The sequence below is a fragment of the Paenibacillus sp. J22R56 genome, from assembly GCF_056269375.1.
In genome coordinates this window covers 495,570-511,915 of sequence record NZ_JBWDNV010000001.1, presented here as the reverse complement: position 1 = coordinate 511,915, position 16,346 = coordinate 495,570, and the positions used below count along the sequence as shown (strand labels likewise).

General features: G+C 45.8%; 15 protein-coding genes. 10 read left to right on the top strand and 5 right to left on the bottom strand.

Annotated elements, in window-relative coordinates; genetic code table 11:
- Positions 1-50: 50 nt before the first annotated feature.
- Positions 51-1,382: a TolB family protein gene (locus AC0YNT_RS02150; protein ID WP_475803118.1), complete on the bottom strand. Its 1,332-nt coding sequence runs from the start codon at positions 1,380-1,382 to the stop codon at positions 51-53.
- Positions 1,383-1,666: 284 nt separating this feature from the next.
- Between AC0YNT_RS02150 and AC0YNT_RS02145 the strand changes: the two genes are divergently transcribed.
- From AC0YNT_RS02145 to AC0YNT_RS02130, 4 genes are all read left to right on the top strand, one after another.
- Entirely contained in the window at positions 1,667-2,386 is a 720-nt protein-coding gene (locus AC0YNT_RS02145; protein ID WP_475803117.1) for a winged helix-turn-helix domain-containing protein, read from the top strand.
- Positions 2,383-3,444: a sensor histidine kinase gene (locus AC0YNT_RS02140; protein WP_475803116.1), complete on the top strand. Its 1,062-nt coding sequence runs from the start codon at positions 2,383-2,385 to the stop codon at positions 3,442-3,444. Before AC0YNT_RS02145 ends, AC0YNT_RS02140 begins: the two co-directional genes overlap by 4 nt.
- Before the next feature lie 210 nt (positions 3,445-3,654).
- Positions 3,655-4,431, top strand: a complete 777-nt coding sequence (locus AC0YNT_RS02135; RefSeq protein WP_167280486.1) for an ABC transporter ATP-binding protein — start codon at positions 3,655-3,657, stop codon at positions 4,429-4,431.
- Positions 4,406-6,334: an ABC transporter permease gene (locus tag AC0YNT_RS02130; protein ID WP_475803115.1), complete on the top strand. Its 1,929-nt coding sequence runs from the start codon at positions 4,406-4,408 to the stop codon at positions 6,332-6,334. Before AC0YNT_RS02135 ends, AC0YNT_RS02130 begins: the two co-directional genes overlap by 26 nt.
- A gap of 21 nt (positions 6,335-6,355) precedes the next feature.
- Here AC0YNT_RS02130 and AC0YNT_RS02125 read toward each other — a convergent pair whose 3' ends face one another.
- Together AC0YNT_RS02125 and AC0YNT_RS02120 are read right to left on the bottom strand one after the other, a co-directional pair.
- Positions 6,356-7,303 (bottom strand): hypothetical protein, encoded by a 948-nt coding sequence (locus tag AC0YNT_RS02125; protein ID WP_475803114.1) that lies wholly within the window; start codon positions 7,301-7,303, stop codon positions 6,356-6,358.
- A gap of 49 nt (positions 7,304-7,352) precedes the next feature.
- On the bottom strand, positions 7,353-8,507 hold the full coding sequence (locus AC0YNT_RS02120) for a metallophosphoesterase (protein WP_475803113.1): 1,155 nt from the start codon (positions 8,505-8,507) through the stop codon (positions 7,353-7,355).
- A gap of 176 nt (positions 8,508-8,683) precedes the next feature.
- On the opposite strand from AC0YNT_RS02120, the gene AC0YNT_RS02115 reads away from it, so the two are divergent.
- The 3 genes from AC0YNT_RS02115 to sda all read left to right on the top strand — a co-directional run bounded on the left by AC0YNT_RS02115 (position 8,684) and on the right by sda (position 12,065).
- A complete protein-coding gene (locus tag AC0YNT_RS02115) occupies positions 8,684-10,837 on the top strand; it encodes a DNA topoisomerase III (protein WP_475803112.1) in 2,154 nt (717 codons plus the stop codon).
- 127 nt (positions 10,838-10,964) lie between these two features.
- Entirely contained in the window at positions 10,965-11,636 is a 672-nt protein-coding gene (locus AC0YNT_RS02110; protein WP_475803111.1) for a YheC/YheD family protein, read from the top strand.
- A gap of 285 nt (positions 11,637-11,921) precedes the next feature.
- A complete protein-coding gene (gene sda, locus AC0YNT_RS02105; protein ID WP_167280480.1) occupies positions 11,922-12,065 on the top strand; it encodes a sporulation histidine kinase inhibitor Sda in 144 nt (47 codons plus the stop codon).
- A 9-nt stretch (positions 12,066-12,074) separates the two neighbouring features.
- Here the strand turns inward: sda and AC0YNT_RS02100 are convergent, their stop codons facing one another.
- Positions 12,075-12,311 (bottom strand): hypothetical protein, encoded by a 237-nt coding sequence (locus tag AC0YNT_RS02100; protein ID WP_475803110.1) that lies wholly within the window; start codon positions 12,309-12,311, stop codon positions 12,075-12,077.
- A gap of 100 nt (positions 12,312-12,411) precedes the next feature.
- Entirely contained in the window at positions 12,412-13,413 is a 1,002-nt protein-coding gene (locus AC0YNT_RS02095) for an NAD(P)/FAD-dependent oxidoreductase (RefSeq protein ID WP_475803109.1), read from the bottom strand.
- Positions 13,414-13,751: 338 nt separating this feature from the next.
- On the opposite strand from AC0YNT_RS02095, the gene AC0YNT_RS02090 reads away from it, so the two are divergent.
- The 3 genes from AC0YNT_RS02090 to AC0YNT_RS02080 all read left to right on the top strand — a co-directional run bounded on the left by AC0YNT_RS02090 (position 13,752) and on the right by AC0YNT_RS02080 (position 16,154).
- Positions 13,752-14,945, top strand: coding sequence for an NAD(P)/FAD-dependent oxidoreductase (locus tag AC0YNT_RS02090; protein WP_167280477.1), 1,194 nt, complete (start codon positions 13,752-13,754; stop codon positions 14,943-14,945).
- Entirely contained in the window at positions 14,945-15,202 is a 258-nt protein-coding gene (locus AC0YNT_RS02085) for a hypothetical protein (RefSeq protein WP_475803108.1), read from the top strand. Before AC0YNT_RS02090 ends, AC0YNT_RS02085 begins: the two co-directional genes overlap by 1 nt.
- A 469-nt stretch (positions 15,203-15,671) precedes the next feature.
- Positions 15,672-16,154, top strand: coding sequence for an NUDIX domain-containing protein (locus tag AC0YNT_RS02080; protein WP_475803107.1), 483 nt, complete (start codon positions 15,672-15,674; stop codon positions 16,152-16,154).
- Positions 16,155-16,346 lie beyond the last annotated feature (192 nt).

The following is a 16,346-nucleotide window of genomic DNA, read 5'->3' as shown; positions in this document are numbered from 1 at the left end:
GCCTTTTTTGATGATTCATGCTTCGTAAGCATCCGTTTATGATTTGTGTATTAGCGAGTAATTGTTGTGAATTTGCCGTTTACAGGAACAGCCACTTGACCGTTGCTGATTGCTGCGATATCACCGTTACCAGAAACGATAAGCTCGGATACGCCATCCGACACGCTGTACAGCTTGCTTGCAGTACCTGTTGCAGGATCAAGAGCGCTGATGCTGTTTGCATCGCCTTTTGCTGTCAGCAGGACCAGCTTGCCGCCAGCTTGATTCAGTTGATATACATCTTCAGCACTGTAGACGCTAGCTGCTTCAACAGAAGCTGTATTTACCGAAGCGACGCTTCCTACAGTATCGTCGTTGATGCTTACGAAGTAAGCTTTCGAACCATCAGCGGACAGCTCCAGGAATGCTTTGTCGTTCTTGTCAGTTGTCAGTTGAACCGGTTTATTGTCCGCTTTTGCGGAGTCATAGAAGTAAGCTTGCGTTTCTGTACCTGTTGGATCGATGGTTACATCGTCCTTGCTTACATCTGTAGCGTCATTTTTTACAACTGGCTGTTTGATTTGGAAGTAAGCGACTTTTGTTCCGTCAGCAGATACAGACAGGTTAGCTTTGTAGTCGACTTTGTCTTCCAAAATTTTTGTTACGCTGCCGTCAGCCAGGCTTAACTTGCAGATAACGGTGTTTTTGTCGCCTTGGAAGAAGAAGATCGAGCTTCCGTCAGCTGAGAATTGCATTTCGTTCTTAATGGATGTATCAGTGCTTACTTTAGTCGATTGCTTTGTGCTCAGATCAATGATATTAACGGTGCCATCCTCTTCGGAATAAGCGGCTTTCGAACCGTCGGGGGAAACAATCAGTTCGGACGTGTCAGACGAAGTAAGCAGTAATTCATTTTTACCAGTCGCAGCATCAACCAGGTAATCCTCGCGGCCTGTATCGCCAGATTTCGATACGATCAGCTTGGAAGCATTCACCCAAGTCACTTGATCCACATCCTGAAGGAGTTTGATCGTTGTGATATTGCCCTGCGAGTAGCCAACGCCCAGTGTGCTCAAGAAGCTTACTGGTTCAACAAAAGCTGTTCCGTTAACAGTAACCGCGTCATTGAGTGAAACAACATTGTGGTTGAGTTGAACGGTAATTGTGCTGCCAGCTACATTCAGCGAAGCCTCAAGAGCCTTTGCCAGGTCGCGTACGGAGGCGAGCGTTACACCAGAAGCATCAATCGTGCGGATCGCTACGGCTGTGCCGTTGATGGAGATTGTTGTCGAACCGATTTGTACAGCTTGTACCGATTGTGTTGCCGATTGTGCCATTACAGGAGTAACAGCTGCTGCTCCAAGTGCTGTTGCGAGCACGGAAATGACTACTGCTTTTTTCATTTGTTGTTCGTCACCTTTCTTATTTTCGAATAAGTTCATAGGTCCGACGGCCCTTCGCCGGTATGTATGATAGGCCCTTGATTTTTCCCCCGCAAGCCGCGTCGGAACTATTTCGATTTCCTAAGTTAGTGTAACAGCGGTTTATTATCCCATTATTTAGAAATTGTAATGATTTTGTTAAGTTGATTGAAAAAGATGAAATTGCTATTCTAAAATGACATGATTGTATTTTATAGATGTATCCAGTATGGAAAGTGCCTTATGTATTAGAGGAGGATTAATAGATGTATCGGATATTTATTATCGAGGATGACGACAAAATCGGCATGATTCTCAAATCTACGATGGAAAAGTACGGGTTTGAGGCAGCTAGAGCCGTTAACTTTAAAGATTTACTGGGGGAGTTTACTGCCTATGAGCCCCATCTTGTTTTGCTCGATATCAATTTGCCGTATTTCGACGGCTTTTACTGGTGCAGACAAATTCGGACAAGATCTAATGTTCCGATTCTATTCATCTCAGCCCGAGAAGGGGAGATGGATCAGGTAATGGCTATCGAAAATGGTGGAGATGATTATCTGCCGAAGCCCATTCATTTGGATCTGCTTCTTGCAAAGGTGAAAGGAGCACTTCGTCGTGCCTATGGAGAATATGCGGCAGCGACTGCTTCTTCAGCGAGTGGCGGGGAGCTGGACTTGTACAGCCTTCGCTTGAATTTAAGCCGTAATGAGCTCGAATGGGGTGGACTTCGTACGGAACTCACGAAGAACGAACGTCTGCTGGCTGAAGCATTTATGAAAAGACCGGATGAGATTGTGACGAGGGAGCATCTGCTTGAAGCGTTATGGGATGATGTTCAGTTTGTGGATGACAATACGTTAACCGTTAACGTAACAAGACTTCGCAAGAAGCTGGAGGAGATCGGAATTATGAAAGCGATAGAGACTGTCCGTGGACAAGGCTATCGGCTGAATGGGGAAGCACTTCGGGAGGCAAGGGTATGATCCGATCTTACCTTTGGGATCGAAAAGTATTAATTGTTACTTATTTATTAGGTACTGGTCTTGGTTGTGCGATGTTCCTTCTCGATAAATTGCGGTATGAAGACAAGGCGGATTCCGGTTTGGTCTATTATTTTGCTGAACTTACCATCTTCTTGCTAATTGTAGGCTTAACGATCGACTTTCTGAGGCAGCGTACCTATTATAAACAACTGCATGATGCGATTGACCGATCAACAGAGCTCAAAGCCTCCATGGTTGTAAAAGCAGGCGTGACGAGGGAACAGCTCGCAGTTCAGCGGCTGCTTGAAGCGCAATATGGTGCTTATTTGACGGAACTCAGTCATTACCGAAGGCAGCAGGAGCAGCATAATCATTTTGTCCTGCAATGGGTGCATCATATGAAGACACCGGTATCGGTTATTGACTTGCTGGTACAGGAAACGCTGCAGGAGCGTAATAAGGAAGACGAAGATGTAGAGCGGTTCCAAAGCATTCGTGAGGAAACAGGGAGAATGACAAGAGGACTTGATATGATGCTGCATACGGCAAGGCTCGATAAGATCGAATTTGATTTGCATCTCCGTTTGATCCCGCTGCATGAAGCGGCGCGAAGCGTCATTAATGCACATAAGCAGCTATGTATTAGACATACCATCTTTCCTCGGATTGAGGGGGAAGCTATGGTCGAGACGGATGAGAAATGGCTGACGTTTATTTTGAATCAACTGATTGGCAATGCAATTAAATATTCAAAGCGAAAACAAGGCTCGAAAAAGCTGATCATCCGGATCGAGCCGATATTGGATGACAAAGCCACTAAGCTGTCTGTCATAGATGAAGGAATTGGAATAGCGGAACATGATTTGCCACGCATCTTTGATCCTTTCTTTACGGGGGAGAATGGCCGATCCGTCGAAGAATCAACAGGTATGGGCTTATATTTGACGAAGCAGGTATGCGGCCTCCTTGGCCATGAACTGTTTGTTGAATCAGAGGTCGGAGCGGGTACAACGGCGATGGTTATTTTCCGTCCCGAAGGTATCCACCGGATTCATTAAATGACGAAACATGACAAAATCGTAAGGTTTGACGCCTCCAATGAAAGGTAAATCGATGGGTACATAGCCGGTTTGGGCGCTATACTGAGTCCATAATCAAATAAATCGAACATTTACGAGTTTTGAGCCCATGCTTTCGAAGCATGAATCACCACAAACGGTAGATGCCCTATCTTTTGTGTGGCCATTCATTTGAGGAGGATTATTACGATGAGCGTATTGCAAACAAAAGGGATTGGAAAGATCTATCATTCAAAGGGGAATCTGTCCTACCGGGCGCTTGAGGATATTGATCTGAATATAAAAGCGGGAGAATTTGTTGGGGTAATGGGACCTTCCGGCAGCGGCAAGACCACACTTCTGAATTTGCTGGCAACCATTGATCGGCCGACATCAGGTGAGCTTGAGATTAACGGGGTACAGCCTGCCAAGCTGAGCGACAAGAAGCTGGCTCTTTTCCGGCGTAGAGAGCTTGGATTCGTGTTTCAAGATTTTAACCTTCTTGATACGATGACCATTAAAGAAAATATTATTTTACCATTAGTACTGGAAGGTGTGTCACCTCGAAAAATCGAGGAAAAGCTGAAGCCGCTTGCGATCATGTTGAACATTGACAGCATACTGGATAAGCGGACTTATGAAGTATCGGGCGGACAGAAGCAGCGTGCTGCTATTGCCCGGGCAATCATTCATCAGCCTGCACTAGTATTGGCAGACGAACTGACAGGTAACCTGGATTCGAAAGCAGCAAAGGATGTTATGGATGCACTGAAGGATATGAATGAGAGACTAGGCGCAACGGTTCTTATGGTAACGCATGATCCGTTCTCTGCAAGCTATTGCGAGAGAATCGTCTTCATTAAAGACGGCAAGCTGTTCTCCGAAATTCGCAGAGGTACAAACCGTCAGGCCTTTTTCCAACAGATTCTTGATGCTTTGAGTGTATTGGGAGGTAATTTTGATGACGTTCCGTTCGCTCGCGCTTAGCAACATGAAGGGGAATTGGCGTTCCTACAGCGCCTTTTTCCTAAGCTGTGTCTTCTCTGTACTCATCTTCTATATGTATTCGGCATTTATTTATCACCCTGATGTCGTTAGCGGACATATTTTGCAGGCTTCGAAAATAAGAAGAGGGATGATGTTCTGCCTTTACATTATTGGTATCTTCTCTTTCCTGTTTGTGTTGTATTCCAATTCGGCCTTTCTGAAAACGCGTAAGCAAGAGTTTGGCCTGTTGTCGTTATTCGGTATGACAAAGGCTCAGCTTCGCAAGCTGGTTATCTATGAAAGCATCGCTATTGCTCTTTTGTCGATTGGTGCAGGCATCGGGCTTGGCATGTTGTTTAGTAAGTTGTTCTTTATGGCGTTGTCGGTCTTCCTGAAAGTAACAGATCCTATTCCGTTTGCTGTACCGCTGAAGGCAATTGGGATTACGGGCTTTGGTTTCTTTATCTTATTTTTGGCAATTGCCATACTTACGTCGCTGCGAATTGGCAGATCAGAGTTGATCGATCTATTTAAGGCAGGCCGTAAGCCTAAGGGCCAGCTTATCTTTTCCCCATGGCTTGTGGCACTGGCACTTGTGTCGCTTGGCTCGGGCTATACGATGGCGCTTATGTTAGATTCGTTTAACTTCTTCTATATGGCATTGCTTATTCTCGTTACAGTTACAATTGGGAGTTACTTTCTGTTTACGCAGTTCAGCGTGCTGCTTATCCGTTTCTTACAGAAACGACATTCCTTCTTCTACAATCGAACGAATATGATTGTGCTTGCCCAGCTAGGGTATAAGCTAAAGGATAATGCGCGGATCTTGTTTATGGTCTCGATTATGAGTGCTGTTATCTTAACAGCATCAGGTACATTTTATTTGTTGCAGATCAGCTCCAAACAGCAGATTTATGATTTCTATCCCTACACAGTAGCTGTAATGGAGAAAGGAATTCATAGTCATGACGTTATTAATTTGGATGCGATGAAAGAGCAACTGCGTGCCGAGGGCTTCCCGGTTACGGATGAGAAGATTGTCACCGGTATCGCGGCAACTAATATTAAACTGACACGCAGCAACGGTAATGATATGGAGTATAGTCCTGCGACAATGATTATTTCTGAGTCTGACTATAACCGTTTGGCGAAGGATAAAGGGAAAAAGCAGCTTCATTTAAAGCCGGGGACAGCAGCTATGCCAGGTTCTTTTTCGCCGCCAATTGAAAGGATTACGGGCAGTGTTCAGGGGCAACCCATTGATTATGCTGCAGCTGCTGAACCTTCGGAAAGTATTATGAACCAGACCAATTTGAATTATATGACGGTCATTTTGGGGGATGCTGATTATGATCGGATTACCGCTGGTGTACCGGAGGATAATCAGCTCGTATGGTACGGCTATGAGTTGAAAAATTGGGAACATGCAGGTCCAGCGCTTAATAAGCTCGAAGTATCTGATGATTTTATCGATCAAATCAATCGGTCCCGACCTGACAACTATGCAAATATGAAAGATACAAGCTCACTGACTCTGTTTATTGGCTTGTTTATCAGTTTGCTGTTCTTTATTGCATCAGGCAGTTTGATTTACTTTAAGATGTTCACGGAATTGCAGGAGGATCAAGCGCAGTTTAACGCGTTGAAACGAATCGGAATGACTAGACAGGAGATACGGAAAATAACAGTGACACAGATCGCTATTATCTTCTACCTTCCTTGTCTCATTGGAACCATCCATGCATTATTTGCTATGAAGGCGTTGGATGGACTGATGGGTTCAAGTGTATGGCTGTATTCCCTGGTCATCATCGGGATCTTCGTGGTGATGCAGACGATCTACTTCCTGCTCGCCAGCATGAGTTATTCCAAAGGATTAAATAGAGGAACAGCCAGCGCTTAATGCGCTGGCTGTTCTCTGTTATTATATTGTTTGCTGTTGTTCAAGCCATGCGGTACGTTTGGTCTTCATACCATTTAGGATTGATTCTGCTGATGTGTATTCCGCCTGCAATGTCTTCACGACAGTTCTTACTTGACGAGTTGCTTCACTGGTTCTGTCTTGCGCTTCATTAATTCGTTTCTGGACGATCCAATCGGTTATGAGGCCGTCGAACCAATAATCTCCGAACTTCAGCAGGCTGCTGATATCTATATGAATATTTAGGTTTTGCTTCAAGTCAGCCAGCTCATCCTTGAAGGATTTCAATTGATGGTTGGCCGTTGCAATGGATTGCTTGGCATCATCGATATGACCATGCTTAATGTGAGTGCTAACCATGCCGCCATTGGCCCATAAATCCCAATTGCCCCAGTTAATTGCTTTATCAAGACTTTCGATGGCGGGCTCCAGTGATGCAAGTACCCGCCTGCCCGCCGTAAATGCTTCGTTCAATTCTCGTACAACAACGGTCTGCTCCGCAATTTCATTCTCCATAACGGTCAGCACAGCAGCAGTTTCGGGCTGGTTCTTCAAAGCAAGTTCCTGTTCATTCATCAGCTTCTTATAATCCTGCTCGGCTTGGATATTATCCGTAATGATAACTCCGGCTTGAAAGATCTCTTCCTTCAGCTTATCGCGTTCCTGCTGTGCTTCCTGAAGCTTGAGGGCAGCTGCAAGCGCCTGCTGCCGCTCTAATTCAAGCTGTTCGTCTTTGCTGCGTAGAATCGTATGAAATAAGTTCGTCAAGGACATCCGAGTAAGCTTATCTACATCCGCCTGCTCCGTTTCAAGATCAAGCTCAAGCCGAATGATCTGCCGCTCCAGCTCATTTAATCTGGAACGGTATTGCTGCTGCCTGCGCTGCGCTTTCTCAAGTTCATATTTACGTTCCTTGGCATCGGTTAAACGGTCGAACAGGGAATCTGCCATACGTACCTCCTAGCGGTTAATCAGATGCACTTGTATACGCTAGTGATCTTTATTTGGTTTCGAACACAAGGTCGATTTGAATAATCTCGGAACGGCTTCCCAATCGGATTGGTGGTCCCCATAAGCCGAAGCCCGAAGAGACAATCGCATGCAGGCTGCCTTTTAGCTTGTAGCCCCAATCCAGTTCAAAAATGCGGCGTGTAATAAGATGATTAGGAGCCATCTGCCCGCGGTGGGTATGACCGGATAATGAAAGGTCGATCCCGTTTAACGACGCTTGCTCCAGATCAGATGGCTGATGATCCATCAGGATAAGCGGCTTATCAGTATCTAGGTTTGTAATCAGCTCACTGATAGGCAAACGTCCTTCTGGATCGCTGTGTTTAGCCGATAAATCTTTCCGTCCAATGACGTAGAAGCTGTCTTGAATAAGAATCGTTTCGTCTTGGAGGACTTGAATGCCGATGCTATTCATCTCAGCGACAAACTGTTTAATATGGCCTCCAATGTATTCATGATTGCCAAGCACGGCATAAATGCCAAGAGGGGCTTTCAGCTTGCCCATCGTAGCGGCCATATTTCGATGGATGAACGGATGAATACTGTCGTCAATGACATCTCCAGGCAGCAGAATGAGATCCGGCTTCATTTCTTCCATATGACGAACCAGTCGTTCCAAATGCCGATTGCCAACTACGGTTCCAAGATGAATATCAGAGGCTACTCCGATACGAAGTTTATCGAAGGAACCGGCTTTTTTAGGGATAGTCAGGCGGTAAGGGCGAATGATAGGCGTCCAGGCATTCCAAGTGCCGCGGATCAGGATGGCTGCGAGTAAGACAAAGGCAGCTGTTCCAACGGTTACAAAGGCTGTATCGTAATCTACAGACATTAAGGTAAGCAGCCATATAATAAGATCTGCCACTGGAAGAATCAATAAGCTGTACTGCATAACGGCGAACCAATAAGAGCCGATATACTTAAACCCATAAGCGATTTGACGGAAAGGTGATGACAGGTGCTGTCCAAACCTGCCGATAATATATGAGATGGAGATAATGCCGACAATGATACCAAATGGAAGGGCGTTATCCAGTCCCGTAATGGTGGACAGATACTCCCAAACGTTCCAGCCAATATACCAGTTGACGAGGAAGAGCAGGAGGAGGACAACAGTAATAATAGGAATAAAACGAGCTTTCACGAGGGCACACTCCTTGTTACCATTCATTAAGATGATGGATTGTGAAACTACTATATCATACCGGTAATTGCCGGGTAAAATAAGGCGCTGTAAGCGGCGGGCAATGGTCTCTCCATCGTTTTTCTAGTATACTTTGGTTTATTGACACGGGATGTAATGGAGAGAGGGATAAGGAAATGAAATCATTAGTGCTTGCAGAAAAGCCAAGCGTAGCGAAGGAAATTGCACGTGTTCTTGGCTGCAGCAGCAAACATAAAAGCTATATGGAAGGTCCATCATATGTGGTGACCTGGGCATTAGGACATCTGGTAACCTTAGCAGAGCCGGAGGATTATGATCCGAAATACAAGACATGGAACCTCGAGGATTTGCCGCTCTTGCCAAATAAGATGAACCTGAAGGTGATGCGCGAGACATCGCATCAATATAAGGCGGTTGCTCAGCTCTGCAAGCGTTCTGATATCGGTGAGCTAATTATTGCTACCGATGCTGGACGGGAAGGGGAGCTTGTTGCGAGATGGATTATGGAGCTTGTTCATTGGCGCAAGCCATTTAAGCGGCTCTGGATCTCGTCCCAGACGGACAAAGCCATTAAAGACGGCTTCAAGGCCTTGAAGCCGGGGCAACACTACAATAACCTGTATGCCTCGGCTGTGTGCCGCGCGGAAGCGGATTGGCTGATCGGTCTGAATGTTACACGGGCACTTACCGTGAAATATAATGCCCAGCTGGCTGCAGGACGTGTTCAGACGCCAACGCTTGGCGCTCTGATGGATCGGGAGAAGGAGATTAACCAGTTCCAATCGCAGCCTTTCTGGACGGTTTCAGCTGAGTTTGGAGACTTTCAGGCAGCATGGCGTCAGAATGATTCCGATGACGGCAGATTGTGGAGCCGCGAGGAAGCGGATGCAATTGTTGCGCGCCTGCAAGGACAGAAGGCGAAAGTAGACAAGCTGCGCACCGTTGAGAAATTAGAGCCACATCCGCAAGCATTTGATCTAACCGAGCTGCAGCGGGAAGCGAATAAGCGTCTTGGTTTTTCGGCGAAAATGACATCTAATGTCTTGCAGAAGCTGTACGAGCAGCATAAGCTCGTGACTTATCCACGTACCGATTCTCGTTATTTGTCGAGCGACATCGTTCCAACCTTAAAAGGACGGCTTGAAAGCGTTGCGGTTGGACCATATGCGCCTCTTGCCCGGAAGCTGCTGCGCGGACAGCTGGCCGTTACGAAACGGTTTGTTGATGACAGTAAAGTGAGTGACCATCACGCCATTATTCCAACGGATGAATATGTGAATCTGTCGGCATTAAGCAATGATGAGAGGAAGCTTTACGATCTCATCGTCCGCCGATTTATTTCCTTGTTCTACCCGCCGTATAAATACGATGAAACAAGTGTAACGTTAACCGTTGGTGCAGATAAGTTGTATGCGAAAGGGAAGATCCAGAAGGACATCGGCTGGAAGGAGCTTTACGCAGTCAATGATTCGCGATTCGCATCGGATGATGAAGATGAGGATGAGCGCAGTGAGGACAAGAGAACGCCAGAGCAGTTGCTGCCTGCGCTTGTACAGGGGCAAGCTGTTCCGGTCAAGCAGAGCCGCTTGAAGGAGCTGCGAACGATGCCTCCTGCCCGGTACACCGAAGCATCACTGCTCTCGAAGATGGAGAAGCATGGACTAGGCACGCCAGCCACTCGCGCAGATATTATTGAGAAGCTTCTGTCTACAGAGACGATCGAGCGAACGCAAAACCGTCTCATTCCAACAGGTAAAGGCAAGCAGTTAATCGAACTCGTTGTGGACGAGCTGCGAAGCCCAGATCTAACGGCTGAATGGGAGCGGGAGCTTGAGCGGATCGCACTTGGCAAAGGGGAGGCCGCTAAGTTTATGGCGGGTATTCGTGAGCAGGCCAATAAATGGGTTAACGCCGTGAAAAATGAAACGAAGGAATATAAGCCTCATAATCTGACCCATTCTCGTTGTCCGGAATGTGGGAAGCTTCTTATGGAAGTGAAGGGCAAACGCGGCAAATCGTTTGTCTGCTCGGACCGGGAATGCAGCTATCGTCGTCAGGCGGAGCCAGCGCTCTCGAATAAGCGTTGTCCGCAATGCCATAAGAAGATGGAGATCCATAACGGCAAGGCAGGCAAATACGCGCAGTGCAGGCCTTGTAATGTCATCGAGATGCTAGGTGATAAGCAAGGCGGACGAGTTAATAAACATCAGCAGAAGAAGATGATTGATCAGTACAGCGATAACGTATCGTTATCGAATAGTCTTGCGGATGCACTGAAGGCAGCTATGAATAAGCAAACTGAAGACTAATTTGAGGGAGCACAGTTCTGCGGAACTGGGCTCTTTTTTTGTCGCAAAGCCGCAAGTCTTGGTTATCCACCCAAGAGACAACCTTCAATCTTTCATATGCTATTAATATCGAAAGGAGATTGATAGCATGGAGGATCAACTTGGCAGACCGGTTCCAGACAAATGGGCCAAGCAAGCAGCGCTGCTTGCTAATCCGTCGATTGCTCCGCATATCCCTCCGACAAAGAGGTATAGTGCCAGCAATTTGCGAAGCATGCTTAACAAGCATCAAATGGTCGTTATTAAGCCGCTCGTAGGCACTGGCGGACATGGTGTGATTAAAGTGACGAAGACAAGCGGAGGCTTCAGTTTTACTTCCTCATCGACAACCAGTCATTTTACAAATTTCGATGCTCTAAAATCGGGGCTCGACAAAAAACGGAAAGGGCGTCCTTATCTGATTCAGAAGGGGATTCGTCTGGCCAAGGTCGGCGGCCGTCCGATTGATTATCGTGTGAAGTATGTGAAGACAGAAGCCGGGTGGGAATATCGATCGATGGTTGGGAGAATTGCTAAACCAGGCTTATTTGTTACGAATTTATGCCAAGGAGGAACGATGGTGACGGCAGCGGCAGGTATTCGCAGATCCTTGTCAGCATCGCTGGTCGAAGTCAAGAAGCAGCAGATGCGTGACCTGACAGTCCTGTCGACCAGTATGCTGGAGGAGCGGTTCCCGGGTATTGCTCAGCTTGGTTTCGATTATGGCATTGATGTGAACGGCAAGATCTGGATTTTCGAGGTAAATACAAGGCCACAATAGGCTTTGAATCTACAATCCTATGTCATCTATTATCAATATATTCCATTTATGGGGTAACGATTTTCGATTAAAGTTTTTTATCAAAGTTTGGAAAAAAAAGGCTGTGTATAAAAGTATCCACATCATCCACTGTGCTAAACCCTCATTTTTCGACGCGTATTCACATATCATGCACAGCCTGTCCACAAGGGGATGTGTATAAGCAGGGTCATTGTTGAAGGGAAAAGAGCATGATACGATGTGTACAGATTTAGGAAACTATAGGAAGAAAGGAAGTGTCCATATATGGAGCTGCTCTCAGACGAGCTGCTGGAAGACACCTACCTTGCCGCCATTCAGTACAATCTAGAAGATGACTTTATTCGAATGCTGCTGCTCGAGATGAAACGCAGACAATTAACCAAGACTGGCGCATCAAACTTCAACTAATGAGATTGTTCACCATTCGGTGACAGCTGCCTCTATTGTCTGTGAACAGGACGGGCAGTACGTAACATGCATGCAGTTTATTTCTTCGGCCGATTGACTTATCCATTCCGTTTCCGTCTCTAGTGGCACATAAGGTGCGTAAGGACCAATCCAATCCGTCATTCGGCCCCAATCTTCCATCGCTTGACCACAATTGGCGCAGGCTGCCTCCAGCGGCTGCATGCCATTGCATACAGGACAAAACATAAGGGTATCCTCCTTGGCTTCGTGCAACTGCTTGCACTTGAATGAAACGCCAACGTTAGGATACCCTTGTTATTTTTGTTTTACCACAATGGATTTACTTTTACAGCTTCATATTACTGCTATGCCCAGGTGACAGCTTCGCTTCTGGGTCGATATATACTTTTGCGTTATTTATAGCGGTAGGAGCTTCACCGAAGCCAACGGCAATCAGCTTGAGCTTGCCAGGGTACGTCGTAATATCTCCAGCAGCGAAAATCCCGCTGACACTTGTCTCCATTCGTGTATCTACAACAATGGAGCCGCCTTGAATTTCAATGCCCCATTCTGCAATTGGACCAAGGGAGGAGACAAAGCCGTAGTTTACGATGACGGAGTCCACTTCGATCTCGATTTGTTCCTTGGACTTAACATCGGTAATAGTCACACTATTAATGCGGCCATCGCCATGGAGTGCTGTAATTTCTTTAGGTGTCACCACATTAACTTTTGAGTTCATCAGGTTTTCTACACTATGCTCATGCGCGCGGAATTTATCCCGGCGATGTACGAGCGTCACACTCTCAGCAATAGGCTCAAGCATCAGTGCCCAGTCAACGGCAGAATCCCCGCCTCCTGTGAGCAGCACCTTTTGTCCTTTGAATCTGCTAAGATCACCAACGAAGTAGTGCAGGTTGCTCTTCTCGTATTGTACAGCATCAGGCAGTTCCAGTTTGCGGGGCTCAAAAGCACCAACACCAGCGGTAATAATAACAGCTTTTGCATAATGTACAGCTTTATTGGTTATGACTTCAAATAAACGTTCGTTCTTTTTATTTACAGATACAACTTTCTCCTCTAATAATACTTCAGGCTGAAATAAACCAACCTGCTCAATTAATCGATCAACTAGCTCTTGGGCTGTAACTTTTGGAAATCCAGCTACGTCATATATGTACTTCTCGGGATAAAGAGCAGCCAGCTGTCCACCAAGCTGAGGCATACTTTCAATGATTTTCACAGAAGCCTGGCGCATACCGCCATAAAAGGCCGCGAATAGTCCGGCAGGTCCACCACCAATAATGATAATATCTACAAGGTTTTCGGGCGATTCAAAGGATGACATGGAAAGCACCTCCAAAGTTTTGATGATCTGCTTCCTATTATATGCCTGCTATTTCAAAGAAGGAAATATTAATTTGTATGCTGCTCTAAAGTTTTTCGTATATTTTGCTCTTGAAGTTTAAGTGAAAACTATGTAATATTTCTGATGTATTGTATGTATGGCGCCGAATTTGGACCAGTCGATATAGAAGAAAAAGCTGGCTAAAGAGATGTCGGAGCGATAATCGGACCAATAAATGACACAATTCGCTGGTTGAAAAATATAGATCCAGCACGGATTGTGTAATTTTTCACAAACAAAGACACATAAACAAGCTAAGGAATGGATGGGATCATACGATGAGCAACATACCCAAAATTGTCATCTTAGGAGCTGGCTACGGCGGTGTGCTTACTGCGCTGCGGTTGCAAAAAGAACTTAATTATAACGAGGCTGACGTCACACTAGTGAATAAGCACGATTACCACTATATTACAACACATTTGCATATGCCAGCTGCTGGTACGGATAATCCTGAGAATGCGCGTGTCAGCATTTCGAAGCTGATTGACGAATTCAAGATCGACTTCGTGAAATCAACAGTCGTACAAATTCGCCCGCAGGATAAAAAGGTTATCCTTGAGGATGGAACATTATCGTATGATTATTTGGTCATCGGTCTTGGCGGCGAGCCGGAAACGTTTGGTATTCCTGGTCTTGGCGAGTACGCGATGAATATTCGTAGTATCAACTCTGTTCGTTTGATCCGTGAGCATATTGAATATCAATTTGCACGCTTCAAACGTGAACCGCATCGTACCGACTACCTTACTTTCATTGTTGGCGGTGCAGGCTTTACTGGTATCGAATTTGTTGGCGAATTGTCTGATCGTATTCCAGAACTGTGCAAGCAGTTTGATGTCGATCCAGCACTCGTGAAAATTTATAATATTGAAGCAGCACCAACCGCTCTGCCAGGCTTTGACCCTGAACTCGTCGAATACGCGATGGACATATTGACGAAGAAGGGCGTAACGTTCCGTATTGGAACAGCAATTAAAGAATGCACGCCAGATGGCGTCGTTGTGGGTGAAGGCGAAGAGATCAAATCGCAGACGGTTATTTGGACCGGTGGTATCCGCGGCAATCGTTTGATTGAAGATGCTGGTTTTGAAACGATGCGTGGACGTGTGAAAGTAGATGAGAATCTGCGTGCTCCTGGACATGAGAACATTTATGTGGTTGGCGACAATTCCTTGATGTTTAATCCAGAAGGCCGTCCTTACCCTCCAACAGCACAAATTGCGATGCAGCAAGGTGTTGTTTGTGCACACAACCTGATCGCGTCTATCCGTAACCAACCGCTGAAGAGCTTCACGTTCAGCAACAAAGGTACGGTTGCATCGCTTGGTAAAGGTGAGGCAATTGGTCTCGCATTCGGCAAGAAGTACAAAGGCCGTACGGCTGCTTGGCTGAAAAAACTGATCGATCTGCGTTACCTGTTTATTATCGGCGGTATTCCGCTTGTGCTGCGCAAAGGGAAATTCCTATAATGCGTCACTGCAGCGTTCAAGTCCGCGGATTATTAACACGGGACGAACTCGACCGCTACAATGCTTTGATGGAAGTCGGCTCGTTCCTCGAATCGCAGATGCGTCATGATTTATCGTATACGGTACAAAAAGAAGTAGACCTTCTCATCCAGCCAGCGATTGAACGGCTGAAGGAAAAAGGTCGCGAGCGCGACCGCGCGACAGAGCTTTATCTGGAACAGAAACGTCTCGGCCTGTTGGACGAGGACGACGACTAATAAGCAAAAGGCTTTCGCTACGGCGAATGCCTTTTTTTATTGAATAATCCCCCCGATTCTTTCTTCCGCTCCCTAGCTGAACTTACTCCGTAATTCAGCTAACGAATCGTAGTAACCTTATTTATCGAAAAATGACCTCTTTTCTAATCTAACGAATCCTGGTAACGCTATTTGGCTAGTTGCTTGCAAAATGAGGCGTGAAAGCAGGGAATAACGTTACTAGGATTCGTTAAAATTACAAACCCCTCCATTTCGAGTGAATAGCGTGATGTAGGTTCGTTAGAATCGAACAAGCGTATTAGAGATCGTTAGCCGCACACTTGTTGTATTGCTAGCAAGAGCCTCCGCATATGAAGGGCGATAGGTGTTATTGTTTAAAGTGATAAAGATTATTCATTTCATATATTTCACTTATAATTGCTGCTGAATTAGTCTATTAACAAATAATGGTCACATGGGGGTTGTTGTCTTGACTCATTCCTTTTCTATTTCTGCTGGGGGACTCGTATGCAAAGACGGAGAGGTATTACTGGTCCAAGTGAATTATGGAGCTAACAAAGGGTTATGGATGATTCCAGGCGGGTTCGTGGAAGCGGGCGAATCCTTGGAGGAGACGGTTATTCGAGAAGTGCAGGAGGAGACCGGTTTAACGGCTGTCCCGACAAAAATTATAGGTATCCGTAACGGAGTCAGACAAGTAGGTGATACAGTTGAGACCGGGATTTACATTGTGTTTGAAATGGAAGTTCTATCAGGAGAACTGAAGCCATTCGATCAAAATGAAATATCCAATACACGCTTTGTAAGTTTGTCTCAAGCTTTGCTTGATCCAGAAGTCATTGACCTGACGAAGGAATTCATCCGTTCTGCAGGCACTCATCCTGGACTACATAAATCAGCTAACTTGATAAATACTAAGACAAAGTACATGTCTTATGATGTCTACACCTAAAAAAAACGCCACAGGAGTTACCCTGTGGCGTCACTTGTCTATAAAACAGGTTAAACGAGGATGGAGCAGGTTGAATGATTCTGGAGAAACGTAGTGCTCGCCTTTGTTCTCAAAGTTTAACCTTATCTAATTTAATTCGGATAACTTTGAGAACAACAGCGATCGGAAGAACATTCAAATGCGCAGTCCTCC